Below are 22,665 nucleotides of genomic sequence, written 5' to 3' on the forward strand. Positions count from 1 at the left end.
CGCCCTTCCCCACCCCGAAATCCGATGTCAGAGCGCCGGTTCGTTCGGTTCGTCGGGGTCTTCCGGTGTCCGGCAACAGTATTCGAGCCACAACGCGGCCGCCGCCAGCGCTATGCCGGCGAGGGCTCCGACGAGCACCCCCGACGTGTCGTCGGTGGCGGCCTGCACGACGCCGCGTTGCGGTACGAGATACAGCAGGAAACCGGCCCACACTCCGGCGCTCGCGGCACCCACCAGTGCGGACGCCTTGGCGAGCGCGACCGCGCGGGCGGCGGTGATGGGATGCAACCTGCCGGGGCCCTCACCGATCTCGTGCTTGCCGACCCGCGACCGGATCATGAACGCCAGGATCACCTCGATGACCGCGACGGGATACAGCGAGGCTCCCGCGTAGACGGGGATGGGCGGCAGCGAACCGTACATTGTGCGGACGAGCAACCACGCGACGATCGCTGCCAGCACGGCCAGCGCCAGCAGATCTCGGATCCGGGTCTGTTTCAGCACTCGGCGTGTCCCTGGGTCTTCGGCCCGGCCAGCGTCAGGTCGGTGCGGTGCACACCTTCCCGTTCGGCGGCGTCGAGTTCGTCTAGCCAGTCGCCGATGCCCAGCCGCCGGCCCTCGGCGGTGAGCACGGCCTCGGGTTCGACGTCGAGCCACGGGACGAGCACGAACGCCCGCTGGTGTGCGCGCGGGTGCGGCAGGATCAGTTCCCGATCGTCGCTGCGCACCTCACCCTCGCCGCTGACGCAGGTCACGACGTCGACGTCGAGGCTGCGCGGACCCCAGCGCTGGATCCGGACGCGTTCGGCGGCCTCCTCGAGTTCCTGGCCGAACCGCAGCCAGTCGCGCGGACCGAAGGCGGCATCCTCCGCGACGACGACCGCGTTCAGGAAATCCTCCTGTTCGACGCCGCCCCACGGTGCCGTCGAGTACACCGCCGAGACGGCGACGGCCCGCTCGCCCAATGCGTCGACGACCGACCGCAGGTGCGCGAGCCGGTCGCCGATGTTCGATCCGATGGACAGCACGGCACGACTCATCAGGCGCTCCCCGTCGCATCGCTGCGGGAGCGGTCGATCACCACGGCGACGTCGCCGAAGGTCAGCGGGATCGGCGCCGACGGCTTGTGGAGCGTGACCTCCACCCGGGCGACACGCGGGTCGGTGAGCACCTCGTCGGCGATCTCCCCCGCGACCGTCTCGATGAGATCGCGGCCCGGACCGGCGATGATCGCCGCGGCTCGCTCGGCGAGTTCGCCGTAGTGCAGCGTGTCGGCCAGCTCGTCGGATGCCGCGGCCGGCGCGAGATCGAGCCACACGACGATGTCGACGACGAAGTCCTGACCGTCCCGCTTCTCGTGCTCGAAGACGCCGTGGTTGCCGCGGACCGTCAGTCCCCGTAGTTCGATGCGGTCGCTCACGCGTGCACTCCTTCCGCGCTGCCGCGCTGCCAGGCACGCACCACCGCGAGCGCGTCGCGGGATGCCTGCACGTCGTGGACGCGTACGCCCCATGCGCCGTGTGTGGCGGCGAGCGCCGAGACGACGGCCGTGGCGACCTCACGACCCGAGGGCGGGCGGACCGTGCCGTCGGGCGCCGCGAGCAGCGATCCGAGGAATCGCTTCCGGGACGCCCCGATGAGCACGGGGAAACCCAGTTCGGTGAGTTCGGGCAGGCGCTGCAGCAACTGCCAGTTGTGGTCGGGTTCCTTCACGAAACCCAAACCGGGATCGAGCACGATCTTGTCGGAGTCCACGCCTGCGGCCACCGCGATGTCGACCTGCGTGAGCAGCTCGTCGCGGACCTCGCGGACGACGTCCTCGTAGTGCGTCGAACCGCCCGCGTGGACGAACTCGCCGAGGGGACGCCAGTGCATGAGGATCCACGGCACCCCTGCCTCGGCGACCACCGCGGCCATGTCGGCGTCGGCGCGCCCACCCGACACGTCGTTGATCATGGTCACCCCGGCCTCCACGGCCGCCTCGGCGACCGAGGCGCGCATCGTGTCGACGCTCGTGGGGATGCCTGCCTCCGCCAGAGCGGCGATGACCGGCGCCACGCGGGACGCCTCGACCTCCGGGTCGACGCGCACGGCCCCGGGCCGGGTGGACTCGCCTCCCACGTCGACGATGTCGACGCCGAGCTCGCGCAGCTCGAAGCCGCGGGCTATCGCGGTCTCGCAGTCCAGATATCGACCGCCGTCGGAGAAGGAATCACTGGTGACGTTCAGTACGCCCATCACGACAGGCCACTGTTCGGCGGGGAAGACGGTCACCGGCGCAGGATCAGGTCCAGGGCCTCGGCACGCGACGCCGAACTGGTCTGGAACAGCCCGCGCACGGCGGAGGTGGTGGTGCTGGCACCGGGCTTGCGGATGCCGCGCATCGCCATGCACAGGTGCTCCGCCTCGACCACGACGATCACGCCGCGCGGCTGCAGCTTGCGCATCATGGCGTCGGCGATCTGGCGGGTGAGGCGTTCCTGGACCTGCGGACGCTTGGCGTAGAGGTCGACGACACGCGCCAGCTTCGACAGACCCGTGACGCGGCCCGTGGGGCCCGGGATGTATCCGACGTGGGCGACGCCGTGGAACGACACGAGGTGATGTTCGCACGTCGAGTACATCGGGATGTCTCGCACGAGGACGAGTTCCTGATGACCTTCGTCGAAGGTCGTGTCGAGGACCTCGTCCGGGTCGGTGAACAGTCCCCCGAACACCTCGCGGTAGGCACGGGCCACCCGGGCGGGAGTGTCGCGCAGGCCCTCGCGGTCCGGATCCTCACCCACCGCGATCAGCAGTTCACGCACGGCCGCTTCGGCTCGGGCCTGGTCGAACGTACGACCCGCGTCCACGCTCAATTCGTGGGTCGTCACATCCTCCGGGTCGGAACCCGTATCCGACTTCAGGTGGTTCACCGACACCCGCTCGCCCTCCACTCTTCGCTCACTCGTCTCCATCGGAACCGACGGCCCCGATGCGCGCCCCGTACCGACTCACCGACACGGATCAGTGCCGGCCGGCCGGGCCTTCCCACCGCTGTGTGGGAGGGGGTTCGGGAGCGCCGTAACCATCGCGCGGTTGCGAGTCTCCCACGTGGTTCTCACCACGGTGCGCATCTGCCGCACCGTCTTCGCCGGAGTCCGACGGACGGTCGGCGTCCTGCGGCTCCTGCGGACGCCCGAAACTCTGCGTTTCCTGGCCCTGTTGTCCGTAGCTGGGCTGTCCGTAGCTCTGGGGGTTCTGCCCCTGATGGCCCTGCGGATATCCGTATCCCTGAGGCTGTCCGGGGCCCTGCGGCCCGTGACCCTGCTGTTCCTGCGGGGTCTGCTCGCGCGGCGGCCAGCCGGGAGCCGACCATCCGGCGGGAGCACCGTAGTCCGGACGCGTCGCGTGCCGCGGACCACCCGGATACGGAGCCGTCGGCTGGAAGCCCGGAAGCGGCTCGGAGGCCGGGACCGGCTGCGACTGCTGTTGGGGCTGCGACTGCTGTTGGGGCTGGGGGTAGCCGTTCGCCGGCTGGTACTGCGGCTGCGCGCCGGGCTGGTAGCCGGTGGGAGCGGGCGCCTCGCCCTGGCCCGGATACTGCGGGTGCTGATGCGCCGGCTTCGTCAGCGACGGCGGTTCCGGCGGCCACGGCTCGCCACGCTCGGCCGCGAGCTCGGCGGGCGTCTTGATCGGCGGCTTGTCGGACGGGACCCGATCACCGAAATCGTTGAAGGTCGTGATCCGCGGACGCTTCTTCACATCGGCCAGGATCCGGTCGAGATCCTTGCGGGTCAGCGTCTCGTGCTCGAGCAGCTCGCCCGCCAACACGTCGAGGGCGTCGCGGTACTCGTTGAGGATCGCCCACGCCTCGGTGTGCGCGGCCTCGATGAGGTTGCGGACCTCCTCGTCGATCTCGCGTGCCACTTCGTGCGAGTAGTCGGACTGCACACCCATCGACCGGCCGAGGAAGGGGTCGCCCTGCTCCTGGCCGTAGCGGACGGCGCCGAGCTTCGCGCTCATGCCGTACTCGGTGACCATCGCGCGCGCGATCTTCGTGGCCTGGTCGATGTCGGACGAGGCGCCGGTGGTGGGCTCGCGGAAGACGAGTTCCTCCGCGGCACGACCGCCCATCGCCATGACGAGGCGCGCGATCATCTCCGAACGCGTCATCAGGCCCTTGTCGTCCTCGGGCACCGTCATCGCGTGACCGCCGGTGCGGCCGCGGGCGAGGATGGTGACCTTGTAAACCGGCTCGATGTCGGGCATCGCCCACGCGGCGAGGGTGTGACCACCCTCGTGGTAGGCCGTGATCTTCTTCTCGTGCTCGCTGATGATGCGGCTCTTGCGGCGGGGACCGCCGATGACACGGTCGACCGATTCCTCGAGGATCGCCTCGGTGATCACCGTGCCGTTCTCACGGGCGGTAAGCAGCGCGGCCTCGTTGACGACGTTCGCGAGGTCGGCACCGGACATGCCCACCGTGCGCTTGGCGAGCGCACCGAGATCCGCGTTGGGATCGATCGGCTTGCCCTTCGAGTGCACGGCGAGGATCGCCCGGCGACCGGCGAGGTCGGGGTTCGTGACCGGGATCTGACGGTCGAAACGGCCGGGACGCAGCAGTGCCGGGTCGAGGATGTCGGGGCGGTTCGTCGCGGCCATCACGATGATGCCGGAGCGGTCGCCGAAGCCGTCCATCTCGACGAGCAGCTGGTTGAGGGTCTGCTCACGCTCGTCGTGACCACCGCCGAGGCCGGCGCCGCGCTGGCGGCCGACCGCGTCGATCTCATCGACGAAGATGATGCAGGGAGCGCTCTGCTTGGCCTGCTCGAACAGATCGCGCACGCGGGAGGCGCCGACACCGACGAACATCTCGACGAAGTCCGAACCGGAGATCGTGAAGAACGGGACGCCCGCCTCGCCGGCGACGGCACGCGCGAGGAGGGTCTTACCGGTGCCGGGAGGACCGTAGAGCAGTACGCCCTTGGGGATCTTCGCGCCGAGCGCCTGGTAGCGCGCCGGGTTCTGCAGGAAGTCCTTGATCTCGTAGAGCTCCTCGACGGCCTCGTTGGCGCCGGCGACATCGGCGAAGGTCGTCTTGGGCATGTCCTTCGACAGCTGCTTGGCCTTCGACTTGCCGAAGCCCATCATGCCGCCGCGACCACCGCCCTGCATGCGGCTCATCACGAAGAAGAACACGCCGAGCAGGATGATCATCGGCAGGACGAAGATGAGGATCGAGGTCAGCCAGCTCTCCTGGGTGACGCTCGTGTCGTACTTCTGCGCGCCCGACGCGGCGACCAGGTCGAAGATCTGTTCGGAGGCCGACGCGGGGTACTTCGCGATGATCTCGGTGCTGCCCTCGGTCGCGTCGTTGCCGTTCTCGAGCCACAGACGCACCTGCTGTTCGCGGTCGTCGATGCGGGCTTCGCTGACGTTCTGCGATTCGAGTTGGGACACCGCGACGGACGTGTCCACCTGGGTGAAACCGCGCGTGTCGTCGCCGAAGTAACTGAAGGCGTAGATCACCAGCAGAATGCCGGCGACGATCGCCAGATTACGGAACACTGTCTTGCGGTTCATACAGGTTCGGCCCGAGCGGCCGGTCCTTTCGATCGAGTTCGTCGGGGTCTCGCAGTCGCGGCGCTTCGCGCCCGGGGTGGCCGCACGCCGCGACGGTCACTGACCAGGCAACGCAAGGTTACCGCGTAGCAACGAGCGGTCGCCCCGGCACCGGCCGGAGCCGACACCGGGAATACGTCGTAATCGACAACGATCGGGACGGAACCGGAGTTCCCCGGGCCGGGGACCTCACGACGCGGCTCGACCGGAGGTCAGCTGCTGTAGACCTTGGGATCCAGCGTGCCGATGTAGGGCAGGTCGCGGTAGCGCTCGTCGTAGTCGAGTCCGTAGCCGACGACGAACTCGTCCGGGATGTCGAATCCGACGTCCTTGACCTCGACGTCGATCTTCACGGCCTCCGGCTTGCGGAGCAGCGTGACGACCTCGAGCGACGCGGGGTTGCGCGTCGAGAGGTTCTTGAGCAGCCACGACAGCGTCAGACCCGAGTCGATGATGTCCTCGACGATGAGGACGTTGCGACCGGCGATGTCCTTGTCGAGGTCCTTGAGGATGCGCACGACACCCGAGGACGAGGTCGACGACCCGTACGAACTGACGGCCATGAACTCCATCTGCGTCGGGATCGGCAGAGCGCGCGCGAAGTCGGTCATGAAGAAGATGGCGCCCTTGAGCACCCCGATGAGCAGCAGATCGCCTTCCGGCGCACCCACCGGGTAACGCTCGGCGACCGACTGCGCCAGCTCTGCGGTCCGCTCCTTGATCTGTTCTTCGGAGATCAGCACCGACGCTATGTCGTTCTCGTACACCGGGGTCCTTCCCTACCTTCTGCTGCCGGTCGCCCGGACCTTCGCCCGGTCGACGTACTCCACGGCAAGCGTGCCACGCCGACGCGACACCACCAACCTCGTCCCCGTCCGCGGGCCCCGTCCGACAGCGACCGGGCCCTGTCCGCGCCACGCCGCTACTAGATCGTCGACCGTCCGCAGCATCGTCTCGTTCGGCGTGACGGTGTGATCGATCAGCCACGATCGGAGGGCTCTGCGTCGTACTGCGGCGGGAGCCGCCGCGAGAGTGTCGGTGTCGAGCAGGTCGTCCTCGCGCCGCGCTGTCGCGAGCAGGTCGCCGGCCCAGACATCGAGGGCGTGGCCGTCGTCCTGCAGTTGCCCGGCCGTGCGCGCGAGGGCTTCGGCGACACCCCCACCGAGCACGTCCTCGAGCAGCGGCAGTACCTCACGGCGCAGACGCACGCGCGTGAACCGGTCGTCGGTGTTGTGCGGATCCTCGTACGGGCGGTAGCCGAGTTCGTCGCACGCCCGGCGGGTCGTGTCGCGGCGCACGCCGAGCAGCGGCCGGCCCCACGGCGGGTCGAAGGGTGCCATCCCGCGGATCGAACGCAGCCCCGATCCGCGGCCGAGACCGAGCAGCACCGTCTCGGCCTGGTCGTCGAGGGTGTGCCCGAGCAACACGGTCCGGTCGTCGCGGTTCTCGTCGAGCGCCCGGTAGCGGGCCGCGCGCGCGGCGGCCTCGAGGCCTCCCCCACCGGTGACGTCCACACCGACCACCATGACGGTCGCGCAGCCGCGGGCCCGGGCGAACTCCGCGGCCCGCGCGGCGACGACCTCGGAACCGGACTGGAGGCGATGATCGACGACGACAGCGTGCACCGCCTCGGTCTCCGCGACGGCGGCGGCGGTCAGGGCGGCGGAATCGGCCCCGCCCGACAACGCGACGGTCACCGCGTCGGCCGGGTGCGCGCCCAGCCAGGCCCGCACGGCGAGGCGCACCTCGTGGATCGCCGGGGCTTCGGGCAGCAGCGGACGATCGTTGGACGGTGAAGCCACGATCAGCTCAGCACCCGCGCGATCCATGCATCGGGATGGTCGATCTCCGTCAGGGTGGGCAGGGCGTCCGGACCGGACCACACGGCGTTGAAGTCGTCCGTGCCGACCTTCGCGACGACGGCGTCGACGAACTTCTTGCCGTGCACGTACTGGGCCATCTTGGCGTCCATACCGAGGACGAGCCGGATGAGGCGATGCACCGGGCTGCTGTTGCGGTGCCGCCGGTTGTCGAACGCCCGCCGGATCCGCGCGACCGACGGGACCACGGCCGGGCCGACACCGTCCATTACATGATCGGCGTGGCCTTCGAGCAGCGTTCCGAGCGCGAGGATCCGATCGAACGACTTGCGCTGAGACTGTGCCTGCAGCGCCCGCACGACACCGAGCATGCCCCGCTCCGGCATCGCCTTGTCGCCGGGAGTGCGCAGGTCCTTCACCGCCGACACCACGCGGGTCGCGACGTCGCCCATCGGTTCGTCGACCGCGGTGGCGAGGTCGGCGGCGGCCTCGCGCATCAGCTCGGCCATCCACGGTGCCTGTGCGAACTGCACGCGGTGGGTCACCTCGTGCAGGCACACCCACAGCCGGAAGTCGGCGGGCGGCACCTTCAGGGCGCGTTCGACCGCGACGACGTTGGGCGCGACGAGCAGCAGCGAACGAGAGAACGGGTCGTACTGTCCGAGCACCGCGGACGACAGGTAGGCGAGCATCGCGCCGGCCTGCGCGCCCGCCGGTTTGCCCACCCAGCGGAGGGAGGAGCCGGCCGGATCCTCGCCCGAGGTCGCGGTGAGGTCGGCCATCGACGCCGCGGCCGCACGTACCCAGCCCGGCCGGTCGACGACCTGCGCGGGCGGCGGCTCGGTTCCGTCGTCGAGACGCGTGTGCTCGCGCACCGGTCCCTCGGCGCGCGCGGCGGCCGAGAACAACTCGTCCTGCACCGCATCGCGGGTGTACCGCGACATCGCGGGTTCGGAGCGGGTGAGGCGCACGCCGACCCCGGCCGCGAACGACCAGTCGATCGCGTCGCCGAGTGCCCGCTCCTTGCCGGTCATCGGCAACCGCACTCACGCAGTACCGACGCCACGGCGTCGAGGGCGGGCCGAGCCTCGCTCGGGGACCGGCCGTTGGACAGCAGAGCGAACGACAGCACGCGGCCGTCGGAGTCGACGGTGTATCCCGTGAGTCCGTTGACCTCGGTCAGAGTGCCGGTCTTCGCCCGCACCCATCCGGCTCCGGCACGGGTCGTGGTGCCGTAGCGGTCGGCGAGCGTGCCGGTCGCTCCGGCGACGGGAAGATAGTCGAGCATGGGCCGCAGCTCCGTCCTGTTCGGTCCGGCCGCCTCGGAGATCACGCGATCGAGCGTACGAGCAGGGATCCGGTTCTCGACCGAGAGCCCGCTGACGTCGCGCAACGTCACACCGGTGACGTCCAGACCCGCTTGCTGCAGGGTACCGGTCACCGCCTTCGTCGTGCCCTCGAACGAGTGCTCGTTGCCCGTCGCGACGGCGACCTCCCGTCCGATGGTCTCCGCGAGGACGTTGTCGGATCGGCGCAGCATCTGACCGAGACGCACAGTGAGTGGCGCCGACTGGACCGACGCCATGGGCGCCGCACCGGGTGAGGCGGATCCGAGCGCTACCCGCGCGGGGTCGGCACCGAGCGCCGTCGCCAGTGCACGACCGGCGTCCAGGGCGGGCGTAGCGCTGCGAGGCGATTCGTCCTCGAGGGGGTTCGACCGGGCGCCGTCGAGCATCACCGGTTCGATGGGTGCGACGTAACCGTCGCCGACGTCCTGGGGAAACCAGCCCGGCGCGAGCGGATCCCCGCTGTACAGACTCGTGTCGACGAGGACCGTCTCGACCGTCGTGCCGCTGCGCCGGATCTGTTCGGCGAGGTCGGCGATGCGGGGACCACCGGGGTAGAAGCTCTCCTCGCCGGGCGGCATCGCCGAGAGGGTGGGGTCGCCACCCGCGATGAGGACGATCTCCCCCGGCTTCGAACCCTCGACGACACGCGTGGTGATCCGATGATCGGAGGGCAGCACGAGCATGGCGGCCGCGGCGGTGAGGATCTTGGTGGTGGAGGCCGGGATCAGCGCGCGATCGGCGTCCTTCGACCACAGCACCGTGCCGGTCGTGGGGTCGGTGATCGACCCGGCGAAGTCACCGAGGCCGGGATTGTTCACCGCCTGGTCGAGTGCCGCCGCCAGCGAGGTCGGGTCGGGCGTCGGAGCGTCGGGCGAGACCGCGGCGACCGCGGGGGTCGCGATCACCGGTGCCGGTGCGGGGAGCACGACCGCGCCGGCGGACGCCCGCACGTCGTAGATCGCGAAGGCTCCGCCCACGACGAGAGCGAGGAAACCCGCTCCCCAGATCCCGAAGAGGATCTTCATGTTCCGTCGTCGCCTGGTTGCCAGTGAACCCTGCTTCTTGTTGCCGCCCTGCCCCGTCAACACGCCTCCGCTGCATCCTGCACACACTGGTCGACCAGCTACCCGCACTTCCCGCTGCCGGCCGCACACTGCTGTGACGCACTCGGGGCCCCGGTACCTGCACCTCCAGCCTAGCGCCGCGACCGTTATCCTCTCTGTGGACCATCACCGCAGATACGGATGTCGTATCCGCCGGAAAAACACCGACGAAGTGAGGCAAGGCGTGGAGTTCGAGGTCACCATCGAGATCCCCAAGGGACAGCGGAACAAGTACGAGGTCGATCACGAGACCGGACGCGTCAAGCTCGATCGTTACCTGTACACCTCGTTCGGCTACCCGGCCGACTACGGCTACATCGAGAACACCCTCGGTGAGGACGGCGATCCGCTCGACTGCATGGTCCTGCTGCCCGAGTCGGTCTTCCCCGGCGTGATCGTCGAGGCCCGCCCCGTCGGCATGTTCAAGATGGTCGACGAGGCCGGTGGCGACGACAAGATCCTGGCCGTCCCGGCCGGCGACCCGCGGTGGGATCACGTCCAGGACATCAGCGACGTCTCGCAGTTCGAGCTCGACGCCATCAAGCACTTCTTCGTGCACTACAAGGATCTCGAGCCGGGCAAGCACGTCGAGGCCGCCGACTGGGTCGGTCGCGCCGAGGCCGAGGCCGAGGTGACCGCGTCGGTCGAGCGCCTGAAGAACAACGGCGGGCACTGACACCGAGCCTGTACAACGCGGATCCCCCGGACCATGCGATCGTCCGGGGGATCCGTCGTCTGCGGGGTCTATTCGCCCTTGAACTGCGGCGGGCGCTTCTCGAAGACGGCGGTGATCGCCTCGGTGAGGTCCTCCGACGGCAGGAACGCCGCGTTCCACGCCGCGACGTAGCGGAGGCTGTCGTCGACCTGCGGCGAGCGCGTGTGGTCGAGGACGTTCTTGATGCCCTGGACGACGAGCGGCGGGTTGGCGGCGATCTCCGCGGCGGTCGCGTGAGCGGCGGCCAGCACTGCATCGGCGTCGTCGTGGACGTCGTTGACGAGACCGATCTTCTCGGCGCGGGCGGCGTCGATGTCCTTGCCCGTGAGCGCGAGCTCGCGGACGTGACCGTCGCCGATGATGAGCGGGAGCCGGGCGAGGGTGCCGACGTCGGCGACCATTCCGACCTTGACCTCGCGGACGCTGAACTTCGCGTCGGCGCTCGCGTAGCGGATGTCGGCGGCGGAGATGAGGTCGACCGCTCCGCCGATGCACCAGCCCTGGACCGCGGCGACGACCGGCTTGCGGCAGTCGGCGACGGCCGTGATGGCCGCCTGCATGTTCTTGATCAACGTGTGGAAGTCCGTGCGCGGCTTCGCGAGCGCCTTGCCGGAGACGACGGCGCCGAGGCTGCCGCCCATGGCGACGAGGTCGAGGCCGTAGGAGAAGTTCCGGCCGGAACCGGCGAGGACGACGGCGCGGACCTCGGGGTCGGCGTCGAGCTCACCGAACAGGACGGGCAATTCCGCCCAGAAGTTGGGGCCCATGGCGTTGCCCTTGCCGGGGCCGATGAGCGTGACCTGTGCGACGTGATCCTTGCGTTCGACGGTGAACGCTTTCCAAGGCGAGAGATCGGACATTGTGTGTTCGGCGGCTCTCGGCCCTCACAAGGGTGAGAACCGCCGTCCTCCTTCCAGGGTCGGGCTTGTGATGGTGACGACGGAATCTGTCGGTGGGCGTCGATAGCGTGCCCGGGCATGGGGGTCGAGGTTGTGCGTTACAACTTCCGGTTGCGTGCGGGCAGCAACGCCGAACGCGCGCTGCTCGACGAATGGCATCGCTGCAGGTTCCTGTGGAACGAAGCCGTGCACCTCCAGAAGACGGGCGCACGAACCACTTTCGGGAAGCTGAGCAAACAGCTGACCGAGACGCGCAGACGATCGGCGTGGTTGCGGGCCGGCTCCCAGGTCGCTCAACAACAGACGTTGCGGACCTACGCTCGTGCGCTCGACTCGTCGTTCGCGGTGAAAGGACGCAACCGCCCGAAGTTCAAGTCCCGGAAGGCAACGTCGCCGACTCTCGAGTACACCCGTCGCAGCTTCCGGATCCAGGAAGGCCGATTGCGCTTGCCGAAGGGCGTCACAATTCCGGTGGTGTGGTCGCGGAAACTGCCATCCGAACCGTCGAGTGTGCGCATCACCCGCGACTCGGTCGGAGATTGGTACGCGTCGTTCGTCGTCACCCGCAGCACCGAACCTCCGGCTCCGGCGCCGCCTGGTTCGGCGATCGGTGTCGATTGGGGAGTGACCCACACGGCGACCACCACCGACGAGCGGTTCGACCTGCCGCACCGGGGTCATCGCAAGCGTTGCGCGGCGGAGCTGGCGAAGGCGCAACGAACCATGGCTCGCCGACGCAGACCTAAGGGAAGCCGACCGTCCAACGGATACCGGCGAGCCCGCAAACGTGCGTCGCAGGTGCAGAAGAAGGCCGCTCGGCGGAACCAGCACGAGGCACGGATGTGGGCGCGCGGGGTAGTCGCACACCACGCACTGATCGCCGTGGAGGATTTCCGCCCCCAGTTCCTCGCCCGATCCACGATGGCGAGGAAAGCGGCGGACGCCGCGATCGGCGCTGCGAAGCGCGAACTCGTCGAGCAGGGCACGCGGGCCGGCCGGAAGGTGGTGCTGGTACGGCCCGCATACACGTCGATGACGTGTTCGAGATGTTTCGCGAGAGCCAAGCAACGCCTCGAACTCGGCGAACGAACCTTCCGATGCTCGGCCTGCGACTACAGCGCATGCCGGGACCGGAACGCTGCCAGAGTGATTCTGGCTGTAGCGGAGCGTGGCCACACCGGTGTCGACGACGTCAGACAGGCGGATCACCTCCTGGGTGGTTCGGTTGCGGTCCGAGCCGGGAATCTCCTGCCTTCTGGCAGGAGAGGCGTTAATACCGAAGGGTAACTTGTTTACGTACGGACTGTATCGAGCCACCCACGACACGACGACGACGCGTCCTCGGAACCGCGCCCATCCGGCGGCGATTTTCCTACTCTTGATCCATGACCAGGTCGCTGCATCCGAATGCCCACCGCGTCTCGGACACGCTCATCGCCCGCGGCCATCACGGTCTGATCGTCCAGCAGCCGGAGACCGTGCACACCGCTGAGCAGGCCGCCGCCGCGGTCGGTGTCGAGGTGGGCGCGATCGTGAAGTCGCTCGTCTTCCTGCTCGATGACGACCCGATCCTGCTGTTGGTGTCCGGGGCGCATCGCGTGTCGGTCGAGCGGACCGGCGAGCGGCTCGGCGGCGAACTCGTGCCGGCCTCCTCCGACCTGGTCACGGAGGTCACCGGCCAGCCGCTCGGTGGCGTCGCACCGCTCGGTCATCCCACGAACCTGCCCACCTACATCGACCGTGCGCTGCAGCTCCACCCGGATCTGTGGGCGTCGGGTGGATGCCCGAACACACTGTTCCGGACCGTCTATTCGGAGCTCATGCGCATCACCGCGGCGATCGACGTCGACGTGAACTGAGACCGTCCACCTACCGGTACACCGGCATCTCCATCCGGGTACACTTTCCGTCGTGACAGTCCGAGCGTGGAGCCGCAGGCATGTCGACCTGTGTCGTACTCGCTCGTGCCTCTGTGCGTTCTGAGATCCGCACCATCCCTTCCTCTTTTCCGGCGCCGCACTGCTGCGGGTAGTTGCCTGCCCGGCGCCGCTCACCTTCCGACCAGCGGAGCCCTTCCATGACCACGTCCTCCATCGAGAACCCGGCCGGCAGCTCGGTCGATTCCCCCGAACTCGTTCTCATCGTGCAGATCTCGGACACGAACGCCGGGTCGGCGGGCGATCTCGCCGCCCTCGCCGATGCTCTGCGGGAGACCGCGCTCGATCTGCTCCCGGGTGCGCGCACCCACACTCTTCTCAGCCCCGGCCCGACCCCTCTGGTCATCGATCTGCCGGCCCGCGGGCTGGTGCTCGACAATCAGCGGGTCGAGTTGAGTCACAGCGAATTCGAGATCCTCGCGCACCTGGTGCGTCGGCCCCGCGTCGTGGTGTCCCGCGCGGCATTGAGGCCGCTCGGCGCCGGATACTCGGAGAACGACGACTTCGACACCGACCGCGGCAACCGCAGTGTCGACGTCCATGTCTCCCGGATCCGTTCCAAGCTGGGACGTTTCGGCAACATCATCACCACTGTCCGCGGGTCGGGCTACCGGTTCGATCCCGATCCGCGCGTACACGTCGTCGAATCACTCGACCGCCGTACGGCGTGAACGCATGCGAAGGAGGGACAGGAGTCGAAACTCCTGCCCCTCCTTCGCAATACCGATGCGTGTCAGGAAGCGCGCACGGATGTCCGAGCGCCCTCACCGAACCGGCGCAGGACCTCGACGACGGTCGGCGAGACCTCGACGAGGCCGCGCGACTCCAGCCACGGCAGCGTTCCGTCGACGAGATGCTCGACGGTGAACGGCGCGGCGAACGGGATCAGCGTGACGCCGTCGGCGACCTGCACGGCATGGATGTCCGCGATCAGCCCGGCGAGACCGTGCGGCGTTCCGACATAGGACAGCGTGCCGACCTCCCCGCGAGTCGATTCCGGGCGGGTGCGCCGGGTGCGGGCGGTGCGGGCATCGGAGGCGAGGACGATCTCGACGTCGACGAGCACCGTGACCGAATCGGGATCGCGGCCCTCCTCGGCGGCCTCTGCGCGGATGCGGTCGCGCAGTTTCCCGGCTTCACGCAGGTCGGCGGCACGCACCCGCACGACGTTGGATACATCGGCACTGAGGTCGAGCGGCGGGTCGCCGACACGTCCCAGGGTCAGGTCGGCCCAGTAGTCGGGCCCGGAGTGACCGGTGAGTTCGACGGCGACGCGCAACGGCCGGATCGCGGCGGACTCGACGACGGCCGGGTCTGCGGATACAGGGGTGACGGTGGATGCGACGGACATGGGATACCTCTCGGTACGGGCCGCGGAGCGGCACGGAGGAATCGGCCTGTGAGCCGGAAGTCTGTGAGGGAGAAGACCTTCAGTCCGGACAGATTCCCGATGCCGTACGGCAGAGGTCGACATGGCGACGGCACCAGCGTGCCGCAGCGATCGTCCTCGTCCGTCCCATGCGAATTACCCTACTGATTCTATGGGGAATTGTCGACCGTTAGACGCACGGAGATGCGTCGCCGTCGGTCGCTCCGAGGCCGGGACGCGTCTCCGGCGAGGGGTTCCACACGCCGGCGGTCTTCGCGTGCACCCACGTCGGCCCGTTCTCGACCAGCAACCGGAGCGCTCCGAGGAGCCGCTCGACATCGTCGGACGAGCTGCCGAGTCCGAGCGACGCCCGGACGGCTCCGCCGGCACGACCGACCCGCGCGAGCAGCGGGTGGGCGCAGAAGCGTCCGTCACGGACGCCGATGCCGTACTCGGCGGACAGATAGGAGGCGACGTGGCCGGGCTCGTAGCCGTCGACCGTGAAGGTGACGATCCCGACACTGTCGGCCGAATCGTTCCACAGCCGAAGCACTTCCACGCCGTCGATGGCCTGCAGACCGTCGACGAGCAGGGCGCACAGGGCCTCCTCGTGACGGATCACCGCGTCGGCGTCGAAACCGGCGAGCGCATCGCACGCGGCGGCAAGGGCGGCGACGCCGAGCACGTTGGGGGTGCCGGCCTCGTGACGCGCAGGGGCGCAGGACCATTCGGTGTGATCGAGGCGCACCTCGCGCACCGCGCCGCCACCGGCGAGGTACGGCTCGGCGGCGTCGAGCCAGTCTCGGCGGCCGACGAGCACTCCCGCACCGAACGGCGCGTACAGCTTATGGCCGGAGAAGGCGAGGTAGTCCACACCGAGCTCGACGAGATCGACACGGCGATGGGGCACGAGCTGCGCACCGTCGACGAGGATCCGGGCACCGGAAGCGTGTGCGAGCTCGGCGAGTTCGGCGATCGGCAGGACCTCACCGGTGACGTTGGAAGCACCGGTGACGGCGAGCAGGGCCGCGGGTGCGCGCTGCAGTTCGACCGCGAGACGCCATACCGTCTCGGAGACGGTGTCCGCAGCCTCGACGATGCGAGAGTTCTTCCAGGGCAGCAGATTCGCATGGTGCTCGATGTCGAGCACCACGACATCGCCGGGCACCGCACTCGCGAGCAGGTTCAGCGAATCGGTGGTGTTGCGCGTGAAGACGACGACCTGGTCGTCGGCCGCGCCGACGAAGCGCGACACGGAGGAGCGGGCGTCCTCGTATGCGGTGGTGCTGATCCGCGAAGCGTATCCGGCGCCGCGGTGCACGCTCGCATAGAAGGGCAGCAGCTCGGTGAGGCGGTCGGTGACGGCGGACAGCGCCGGTGCGCTCGCCGCGTAGTCGAAGTTCGCATAGGTGCAGGTACCCCCCTGGACGAGCGGAACCTGCACGTCACAGCCGGAAACGGTGGCAAAGGGAGCGATGCAGGTGGTGGTGGCTACAGCAGTCATGACAAATCCCTTGTGTACTCGGGGACCCGCCGGTGACGCCTACGACGGAGAATTCTCGTCGCCGGCGGAGTCCGCGCTTGCCGTGTCCGGTAGTGGATTCACGGCCCGGTCGTCACCCGGAGCACCCCACCGCGGTTGGAGGGTTGCCGACCAGCTAGCCGGGGCTTGACGCTGGTACTCATGACCTGGCGAAGAGAATGGCAGGACGACCGGGCCGTGTCAACCCCGCACAGCTCCGCGTCGCCCGGCACCGCACGACGCCGACACGCGTTCTGCGCGCCGAACGTTCACCTGCCGTCCACCCGGACGTGAGATAACCGGAAGCACCATCGAGCAGAAGGACCCGCGGAATTGCCAGCCATAACCTCGACCCCCGTCGGCCGGTCCCCCATCCCCGACGAGTTCCTCCGCGCGTCGCACGCTCCACCCGCCCGCACCCTCGTCGACCTGCTGCGGAGCACTGCCGAAGCACATCCCGACGCCCCCGCGATCGACGACGGCGCGACGGTCCTCGAATACGCCGAACTGGTCGAGGCGGTGATCGCCGGTGCGTATGCGCTGAACGACGCGGGCGTCGGGGCCGGCGACAGGGTCGGGGTCCGCATGACCTCCGGGCGCAGCGACCTGTATGTGACGATTCTCTCCATTCTCGCCGCGGGCGCCGCGTACGTCCCCGTCGACGCCGACGATCCCGACGAGCGGGCCGAACTCGTGTTCTCGGAAGCGCAGGTCACCGCCATCGTCACGGACGAGGGCATCGGACCGGGCACGGCCGCGCCGTCGGGCACCCCGGTGGTGCGGGGCCCGAACCTCGATGACGACGCGTGGATCATCTTCACCTCCGGTTCAACCGGAACACCGAAGGGTGTCGCCGTCACCCACCGCAATGCGGCGGCCTTCGTCGACGCGGAAGCGCGAATGTTCTGCCAAGGGGAGCCGCTCGGTCCCGGCGACCGGGTCCTGGCCGGGCTGTCCGTGGCGTTCGACGCCTCGTGCGAGGAGATGTGGCTCGCCTGGCGGCACGGCGGCTGCCTGGTTCCGGCGCCCCGCGCGCTCGTCCGCTCCGGCATGGACCTCGGGCCGTGGCTCGTCTCGCGCAACATCAACGTCGTCTCCACGGTGCCCACCCTCGCGGCGATGTGGCCGGCCGAAGCCCTCGAGGCGGTGCGTTTGCTCATCTTCGGTGGCGAGGCCTGCCCACCCGATCTCGTCGAACGTCTCGCGGTTCCGGGACGCGAGGTGTGGAACACCTACGGCCCCACCGAGGCGACGGTCGTGGCCTGCGCGTCGCTGATGGACGGCACCGGACCGGTCCGCATCGGCCTGCCCCTCGACGGATGGGATCTCGCCGTCGTGGACGCCGACGGCAACCCCGTCGAGGAGGGCGCGACCGGTGAACTCGTCATCGGTGGTGTCGGCCTCGCGCGCTACCTCGATCCGGCGAAGGACGCCGAGAAGTACGCTCCGATGCCCACGCTCGGCTGGGACCGCGCCTACCGCAGCGGTGATCTCGTGACGCTCGACCGCGCCGGTCTGCTGTTCCAGGGACGCGCCGACGACCAGGTCAAGATCGGTGGCCGCCGCATCGAACTCGGCGAGGTCGACAACGCACTGCAGAACCTGCCCGGCGTGGCGGGCGGTGCGTGCGCGGTCCGCAAGACGGCCGCGGGACATTCGATCCTCGTGGGATACCTCGCCTCCACCGATCCGGACTTCGACATCGCGTCGGCCCACGACCTGCTGTCCGAACAACTCCCGGCCGCGCTCGTCCCCCGACTCGCGCTCGTCGACGAACTGCCCACCCGCACGTCCGGCAAGGTCGACCGCAACGCTCTGCCGTGGCCGCTGCCCGGCGCCGATGCCGACTCGGTGGAAGCACTCGGTCTCGATCCCACCGCCGAATGGGTCGCCGAACTGTGGACCGACATCCTCGGCGCCCGGATCGAGGGCGTCGACGACGACTTCTTCGAACTCGGCGGTGGTTCCCTCGCGGCGGCGCAACTCGTCACGGCGCTGCGGAGCCGGTATCCGGAGATGACCGTCGCAGAACTGTACGACCACCCGAGGCTCGGATCGCTCGCCGTCTATCTCGACGAACTCGCACCGACGGAAGCGGCGACACCGCGAGAGGTGACCCCGGTGCCGCGACTCGCCCAGCTCGGGCAGATCGCGGTGACCGCCGTCCTCACCACCCTCACCGGACTGCAGTGGGTGACCTGGCTGGCGATCCTGAACAACATCGTCGCGCTCGTCGTCGACGTGCCGTGGACCGTCACCCTGTCGTGGTGGTGGGTCGCGCTCGGTGTCCTGCTGTTCCTCACGCCCGTCGGGCGCATGGCGATCTCCGTCGCGGGTTCGCGTCTGCTCCTGCGCGGCATAGAGCCCGGAAGCTACCCACGCGGTGGGAGCGTCCATCTCCGGCTGTGGACGGCTCTGCGACTGTCCGAGGCCGTGGGTGCCGTGAACATCTCGAGCGCTCCCTGGATGCGGCAGTACGCGCGGGCTCTGGGAGCGAAGGTCGGCCGCGACGTCGACCTGCACAGTCTTCCACCGGTCACCGGTCTCCTCGAACTCGGCGACGGGTGTGCCGTCGAGCCGGAGGTGGACCTCGGCGGCTACTGGGTGGACGGCGACGTCGTCCACATCGGAAGCATCCGGATCGGTGCCGGCGCCACGGTGGGCGCCCGCTCGTTCCTGGCCCCCGGCGCGCGGATCGGTAAGGACGCCGAAGTGGAGGCCGGATCCGCGGTGTTCGGTCGCGTGAAGGCCGGGCAGAACTGGTCGGGCTCCCCCGCCCGCAAGGCCGGCAAGGCCGACCGGCCGTGGCCCGCCGCGACACCGCCGCGGGGCGGCAGGTGGGTGCCGGTCTACGCGCTGTCGTCGATCCTGCTCGGCGGTCTGCCCGTCGTCTCGATCGCCGCCGGGGTCGCGCTGCTTGTGTGGTGGGTGCACGACACCCCCACCGTCTCCGACGCCGTGGTGCACTCCCTGGCGATGCTGCCCGTCGCGGCGCTGCTGACGATGTTCGTCTTCGCCCTGCTCACCCTGACGGCCGTGCGACTGCTTGCCGTCGGGATGACCGAGGGCTGGCATCCCGTGCGCAGCCGCGTGGGCTGGCAGGTGTGGTTCACCGAGCGCCTCATGGACTCCTCGCGCACCTTCCTGTTCCCGCTCTACGCGTCGATGCTCACCCCGATCTGGCTCCGATTGCTCGGCGCCGACATCGGTAAGGACGTCGAGGCGTCGACCGTGCTGATGGTTCCCAAGTTCACCAAGGTCGCCGATGGAGCGTTCCTCGCCGACGACACGATGGTCGCCTCCTACGAACTCGGCGGCGGGTGGCTGTACATCTCGCATGCGAAGGTCGGCAAGCGTGCCTTCCTCGGCAACTCGGGTATGGCGGCGCCGGGTCGGCGCGTCCCGAAGCACGGGCTCGTCGCGGTGCTCTCCGCGGCTCCGGAGAAGGCGAAATCCGGCTCGTCGTGGCTGGGCAGTCCCCCGGTGCGCCTGCGGCGCGCAAGCGGTGACAGCGACGCGAGCCGCACCTTCGCACCGCCGCTGAAACTGAAGATCGCGCGCGGCGCGGTGGAGACCTTCCGGCTCGTGCCCATGGTCGTCACCTACGGCATCGGGCTCGGTGTGCTCTTCGCACTCAACACCCTCGCCGTGCACTGGGGCTATCTCGCCGCTGCGCTGCTGGGCGGTCTCGTGCTCATGGTGGCCGGAGCCGTGGCGTGCCTCGTGACCGTGATCGCGAAATGGCTCGTCGTCGGTCGGATCGGACGCGTCGAGCACCCGCTGTGGAGTTCGTTCGTGTGGCGCAACGAGGTCTCCGACACCTTCGTGGAGACCGTGGCGGCACCGTGGTTCGCCCGGGCCGCGGCGGGCACCGCCGTGATGAACCTGTGGCTGCGCGCGCTGGGGTCGAGGATCGGGCGCGGTGTGTGGTGCGAGAGCTACTGGCTGCCCGAGGCCGACCTGGTGTCCCTGGGCGACGGTGCGACCGTCGAACGCGGTTGCGTTGTACAGACCCACCTGTTCCATGATCGGATCATGTCCATGGACACCGTGACCCTCGGCGCCGGCGCCACGCTCGGCCCCCAATGCGTCGCGTTGCCCGCCTCGGGCATCGGCGACGGTGCCACCGTCGGCCCGGCCTCGCTGGTGATGCGCGGCGACGTCGTCCCGCCGTCCACTCGCTGGCAGGGCAATCCGATCACGCCGTGGACCACGCCGAACGACTGGTCGCCGCGGTGAAGCCCATCAAGGCCGCCAAGTCCGTCGCGCCGGTCGCCGCGGACCGGCCGCTCGACCCTTATCTGCCCGAGAGCGGGAACCGCGGCTACCGGGCCTCCCGCTACGAACTCGAACTCACCTACAAGGTCGTGTCCAATCGGCTCGACGGCCGGGCGAAGATCATCGCCACGACTACGGACGTGCGCGCCAAGTATTCGCTCGATCTCGCGCAGTCGATGCGAGTCACGAAAGTGACCGTCAACGGGCGACGTCCCGCCAAGTTCGCGCATCGTGGCGGCAAGCTCACCGTCACCCCCGCCGAGAAACTCCCTGCCGGGGCGGTCCTCGTCTTCGGTGTGCAGTACTCGGGAACCCCCACCCCACTGCGGACCATGTGGGGTGAGGTCGGTTGGGAAGAACTCGACGAGGGTTCGCTCGTCGCGAGTCAGCCCAACGGCGCACCCACCTGGTTCCCCTGCGACGACCATCCCGGTTCGAAAGCCACCTACCGCATCGCGGTCACCACCGACGCTCCGTTCGTCGCGATCGCGAACGGCACCCTCGTGCACAAGACCACGAAGGCGAGTCGCACCACCCGCGTCTACGAGCAACCCGAACCCATGGCGACCTATCTCGCCACGGTCCAGACCGGGCACTACGAGATACGCACCCTCTCAAACGAACCCGTGCCCCAGTACGGCATCCATCCGCCTCGGTTGCGCGCGGCGTTCGATCGGGACTTCGCTCGCCAGACCGAGATGCTCGAGTTGTTCACGCGCCTGTTCGGCCCGTACCCGTTCGCGCACTACACCGCTCTGGTGACCGACGACGACCTCGAGATCCCCCTCGAAGCACAGGGATTGTCGATCTTCGGCGCGAACTTCTGCGACGGCACCGGCCGCGAGGAACGGCTCGTCGCACACGAGTTGGCGCACCAGTGGTTCGGCAACAGCCTCACGCTGAACCGTTGGTGCGACATCTGGCTCCACGAAGGATTCGCGTGCTACGCGGAGTGGTTGTGGTCGGAGAACTCGGGCGGCAGGTCGGCGCATGCACATGCGCTCGACGCCCACCGGGGTCTGGCCCGCAAGCCGCAGGACATCCTGCTCGAGGATCCGGGCCCGAAGGACATGTTCGACGACCGCATCTACAAGCGCGGAGCACTGACTTTGCACGCCCTGCGAGTGCAGCTCGGCGACGAGCCGTTCTTCACCCTCCTACGGACGTGGACCGCGGAACACCGGCACGGCAACGTGACGACGGCGCAGTTCAAGGATCTCGCCGCACGTTTCTCGGACGTCTCGCTCCGGCCGCTGTGGGAGGCGTGGTTGAGCACGCGAGAGCTTCCCCCGGCACCGACCGCCTAGTTCCGAGGGCGCAGAGATGCATCCAGTGCGCTCATCAACTGTCCGACACGACTTCTCGAGGTAGGGGCGATCGGATATCTGGACAGGACGTCGACCACCACGGGGGTCGCACGGCGCCGGGCGTCGTCGAGCGAGTCCGCAGCTGCCGTCGGGTCTCCGCCCGCACGGAGTTCGGCGATGCGAGCGACACTCGCAGCGGTACGCAGGATGTGCCCGACCTGAGTGGCCTTCGCGATCGGGTGCAGATAGGCAGCCGCGGCGGCATCGCCGGCACACCGCGCGGCGAGGGAAGCCGCTTCCGTCGGTGCATCCTTCGCAGCTCGGTGGGCATCCAGGGCGGCGACGCGCTGGAGTCTCGTTCGTCGCGCACCGTCGACGAATTCTCGCGCCGCATCGAGTGCTGAACGTGGACGACGGTCCTCGGGCACGGATTCCTCGAAGACGGGAAGCACGTCCTGTGCACTCTCCGTCACGTATCGGACGACCGCCCGCAGTTCGTCCATGGTGAGTTCGAAATCACCGGTCACGCTTGTCGCCGGCCCGTTCCGCCCCACGTATCCGAGCATAGCCCGACCGAATGTCCGCGTACGAAAAAAGGGGACCCGCGAAAGCGGCTCCCCTCCTCAAAGCCGAAGACCCCCAACAATGTTGGGGGTCTTCGGTAACGGGTGTTCGGCGGTGTCCTACTCTCCCACACCCTGTCGAGTGCAGTACCATCGGCGCAGACAGGCTTAGCTTCCGGGTTCGGAATGGGACCGGGCG

At 68.9% G+C, this 22,665-nt stretch carries 21 protein-coding genes, 1 rRNA gene and 1 riboswitch; of the genes, 7 read left to right on the plus strand and 15 right to left on the minus strand.

The features are described 5' to 3' along the window. Positions 1 to 27: 27 nt before the first annotated feature. From ACQR3U_RS14990 to dacB, 10 genes are all read right to left on the minus strand, one after another. Positions 28 to 504: a DUF3180 domain-containing protein gene (locus tag ACQR3U_RS14990; protein WP_019290198.1), complete on the minus strand. Its 477-nt coding sequence runs from the start codon at positions 502 to 504 to the stop codon at positions 28 to 30. Then, entirely contained in the window at positions 498 to 1,040 is a 543-nt protein-coding gene (gene folK / locus ACQR3U_RS14995; protein WP_006550515.1) for a 2-amino-4-hydroxy-6-hydroxymethyldihydropteridine diphosphokinase, read from the minus strand. Before folK ends, ACQR3U_RS14990 begins: the two co-directional genes overlap by 7 nt. Next, complete coding sequence (folB, locus tag ACQR3U_RS15000) at positions 1,040 to 1,420, minus strand: dihydroneopterin aldolase (protein WP_006550516.1); 381 nt, start codon at positions 1,418 to 1,420, stop codon at positions 1,040 to 1,042. Before folB ends, folK begins: the two co-directional genes overlap by 1 nt. Continuing rightward, positions 1,417 to 2,238 carry a dihydropteroate synthase gene (gene folP / locus ACQR3U_RS15005; protein ID WP_170318478.1) on the minus strand — a complete coding sequence of 274 codons (822 nt, stop codon included), beginning with the start codon at positions 2,236 to 2,238 and terminating at the stop codon, positions 1,417 to 1,419. Before folP ends, folB begins: the two co-directional genes overlap by 4 nt. A gap of 32 nt (positions 2,239 to 2,270) precedes the next feature. After that, positions 2,271 to 2,936, minus strand: a complete 666-nt coding sequence (gene folE / locus ACQR3U_RS15010; RefSeq protein ID WP_006550518.1) for a GTP cyclohydrolase I FolE — start codon at positions 2,934 to 2,936, stop codon at positions 2,271 to 2,273. Positions 2,937 to 3,006: 70 nt separating this feature from the next. Next, entirely contained in the window at positions 3,007 to 5,565 is a 2,559-nt protein-coding gene (gene ftsH / locus ACQR3U_RS15015) for an ATP-dependent zinc metalloprotease FtsH (protein ID WP_230810762.1), read from the minus strand. A 251-nt stretch (positions 5,566 to 5,816) separates the two neighbouring features. Continuing rightward, a complete protein-coding gene (gene hpt / locus ACQR3U_RS15020; protein ID WP_006550520.1) occupies positions 5,817 to 6,371 on the minus strand; it encodes a hypoxanthine phosphoribosyltransferase in 555 nt (184 codons plus the stop codon). Positions 6,372 to 6,383: 12 nt separating this feature from the next. Continuing rightward, complete coding sequence (tilS, locus tag ACQR3U_RS15025) at positions 6,384 to 7,433, minus strand: tRNA lysidine(34) synthetase TilS (RefSeq protein WP_052039998.1); 1,050 nt, start codon at positions 7,431 to 7,433, stop codon at positions 6,384 to 6,386. Further along, positions 7,409 to 8,458 (minus strand): zinc-dependent metalloprotease, encoded by a 1,050-nt coding sequence (locus ACQR3U_RS15030; RefSeq protein WP_230810761.1) that lies wholly within the window; start codon positions 8,456 to 8,458, stop codon positions 7,409 to 7,411. Before ACQR3U_RS15030 ends, tilS begins: the two co-directional genes overlap by 25 nt. Next, positions 8,455 to 9,798, minus strand: coding sequence for a D-alanyl-D-alanine carboxypeptidase/D-alanyl-D-alanine endopeptidase (dacB, locus tag ACQR3U_RS15035; protein ID WP_019290202.1), 1,344 nt, complete (start codon positions 9,796 to 9,798; stop codon positions 8,455 to 8,457). Before dacB ends, ACQR3U_RS15030 begins: the two co-directional genes overlap by 4 nt. Before the next feature lie 262 nt (positions 9,799 to 10,060). On the opposite strand from dacB, the gene ACQR3U_RS15040 reads away from it, so the two are divergent. After that, positions 10,061 to 10,552, plus strand: a complete 492-nt coding sequence (locus ACQR3U_RS15040) for an inorganic diphosphatase (RefSeq protein ID WP_006550524.1) — start codon at positions 10,061 to 10,063, stop codon at positions 10,550 to 10,552. A 68-nt stretch (positions 10,553 to 10,620) separates the two neighbouring features. On the opposite strand, the gene ACQR3U_RS15045 is transcribed toward ACQR3U_RS15040, so the two are convergent. Next, positions 10,621 to 11,451 (minus strand): crotonase/enoyl-CoA hydratase family protein, encoded by an 831-nt coding sequence (locus ACQR3U_RS15045; protein WP_230810760.1) that lies wholly within the window; start codon positions 11,449 to 11,451, stop codon positions 10,621 to 10,623. 117 nt (positions 11,452 to 11,568) lie between these two features. Between ACQR3U_RS15045 and ACQR3U_RS15050 the strand changes: the two genes are divergently transcribed. From ACQR3U_RS15050 to ACQR3U_RS15065, 4 genes are all read left to right on the plus strand, one after another. Continuing rightward, entirely contained in the window at positions 11,569 to 12,777 is a 1,209-nt protein-coding gene (locus ACQR3U_RS15050) for an RNA-guided endonuclease InsQ/TnpB family protein (protein ID WP_230810759.1), read from the plus strand. Positions 12,778 to 12,875: 98 nt separating this feature from the next. Then, positions 12,876 to 13,349 carry a YbaK/EbsC family protein gene (locus tag ACQR3U_RS15055; protein WP_230810758.1) on the plus strand — a complete coding sequence of 158 codons (474 nt, stop codon included), beginning with the start codon at positions 12,876 to 12,878 and terminating at the stop codon, positions 13,347 to 13,349. Positions 13,350 to 13,401: 52 nt separating this feature from the next. Then, positions 13,402 to 13,473, plus strand: a complete 72-nt coding sequence (locus ACQR3U_RS15060; RefSeq protein WP_372477631.1) for a putative leader peptide — start codon at positions 13,402 to 13,404, stop codon at positions 13,471 to 13,473. A 94-nt stretch (positions 13,474 to 13,567) separates the two neighbouring features. Then, entirely contained in the window at positions 13,568 to 14,098 is a 531-nt protein-coding gene (locus ACQR3U_RS15065) for a winged helix-turn-helix domain-containing protein (RefSeq protein ID WP_006550528.1), read from the plus strand. 62 nt (positions 14,099 to 14,160) lie between these two features. Here ACQR3U_RS15065 and ACQR3U_RS15070 read toward each other — a convergent pair whose 3' ends face one another. Both ACQR3U_RS15070 and ACQR3U_RS15075 read right to left on the minus strand, forming a co-directional pair. Next, complete coding sequence (locus ACQR3U_RS15070; protein ID WP_230810757.1) at positions 14,161 to 14,778, minus strand: hypothetical protein; 618 nt, start codon at positions 14,776 to 14,778, stop codon at positions 14,161 to 14,163. Positions 14,779 to 14,986: 208 nt separating this feature from the next. Further along, positions 14,987 to 16,300, minus strand: a complete 1,314-nt coding sequence (locus tag ACQR3U_RS15075) for an aminotransferase class V-fold PLP-dependent enzyme (protein ID WP_230810756.1) — start codon at positions 16,298 to 16,300, stop codon at positions 14,987 to 14,989. 68 nt (positions 16,301 to 16,368) lie between these two features. After that, positions 16,369 to 16,486, minus strand: a riboswitch (SAM riboswitch). A gap of 165 nt (positions 16,487 to 16,651) precedes the next feature. Between ACQR3U_RS15075 and ACQR3U_RS15080 the strand changes: the two genes are divergently transcribed. Both ACQR3U_RS15080 and ACQR3U_RS15085 read left to right on the plus strand, forming a co-directional pair. Beyond that, positions 16,652 to 20,557, plus strand: a complete 3,906-nt coding sequence (locus ACQR3U_RS15080; RefSeq protein WP_230810755.1) for a Pls/PosA family non-ribosomal peptide synthetase — start codon at positions 16,652 to 16,654, stop codon at positions 20,555 to 20,557. Next, entirely contained in the window at positions 20,524 to 21,903 is a 1,380-nt protein-coding gene (locus ACQR3U_RS15085) for a M1 family metallopeptidase (protein ID WP_372477613.1), read from the plus strand. Before ACQR3U_RS15080 ends, ACQR3U_RS15085 begins: the two co-directional genes overlap by 34 nt. Here ACQR3U_RS15085 and ACQR3U_RS15090 read toward each other — a convergent pair. After that, entirely contained in the window at positions 21,900 to 22,430 is a 531-nt protein-coding gene (locus ACQR3U_RS15090; RefSeq protein ID WP_230810754.1) for a putative immunity protein, read from the minus strand. The genes ACQR3U_RS15085 and ACQR3U_RS15090 overlap by 4 nt on opposite strands. A gap of 143 nt (positions 22,431 to 22,573) precedes the next feature. After that, a 5S ribosomal RNA gene (rrf, locus tag ACQR3U_RS15095) occupies positions 22,574 to 22,665 on the minus strand; the annotation flags it as partial.

This window comes from Rhodococcus sp. IEGM1339 (genome assembly GCF_050321925.1).
GTDB classification, from domain to species: Bacteria; Actinomycetota; Actinomycetes; order Mycobacteriales; family Mycobacteriaceae; genus Rhodococcus; species Rhodococcus pyridinivorans.

What these genes read in the sequence shown, in the direction of transcription:
- folK (WP_006550515.1), bottom strand. Translation starts at nt 1,040, where the DNA reads ATGAGTCGTGCCGTGCTGTCCATCGGATCGAACATCGGCGACCGGCTC.
- folP (WP_170318478.1), bottom strand. Translation starts at nt 2,238, where the DNA reads ATGGGCGTACTGAACGTCACCAGTGATTCCTTCTCCGACGGCGGTCGA.
- ftsH (WP_230810762.1), bottom strand. Translation starts at nt 5,565, where the DNA reads ATGAACCGCAAGACAGTGTTCCGTAATCTGGCGATCGTCGCCGGCATT.
- tilS (WP_052039998.1), bottom strand. Translation starts at nt 7,433, where the DNA reads ATGGATCGCGCGGGTGCTGAGCTGATCGTGGCTTCACCGTCCAACGAT.
- ACQR3U_RS15030 (WP_230810761.1), bottom strand. Translation starts at nt 8,458, where the DNA reads ATGACCGGCAAGGAGCGGGCACTCGGCGACGCGATCGACTGGTCGTTC.
- dacB (WP_019290202.1), bottom strand. Translation starts at nt 9,798, where the DNA reads ATGAAGATCCTCTTCGGGATCTGGGGAGCGGGTTTCCTCGCTCTCGTC.
- ACQR3U_RS15045 (WP_230810760.1), bottom strand. Translation starts at nt 11,451, where the DNA reads ATGTCCGATCTCTCGCCTTGGAAAGCGTTCACCGTCGAACGCAAGGAT.
- ACQR3U_RS15050 (WP_230810759.1), top strand. Translation starts at nt 11,569, where the DNA reads ATGGGGGTCGAGGTTGTGCGTTACAACTTCCGGTTGCGTGCGGGCAGC.
- ACQR3U_RS15055 (WP_230810758.1), top strand. Translation starts at nt 12,876, where the DNA reads ATGACCAGGTCGCTGCATCCGAATGCCCACCGCGTCTCGGACACGCTC.
- ACQR3U_RS15065 (WP_006550528.1), top strand. Translation starts at nt 13,568, where the DNA reads ATGACCACGTCCTCCATCGAGAACCCGGCCGGCAGCTCGGTCGATTCC.
- ACQR3U_RS15070 (WP_230810757.1), bottom strand. Translation starts at nt 14,778, where the DNA reads ATGTCCGTCGCATCCACCGTCACCCCTGTATCCGCAGACCCGGCCGTC.
- ACQR3U_RS15075 (WP_230810756.1), bottom strand. Translation starts at nt 16,300, where the DNA reads ATGACTGCTGTAGCCACCACCACCTGCATCGCTCCCTTTGCCACCGTT.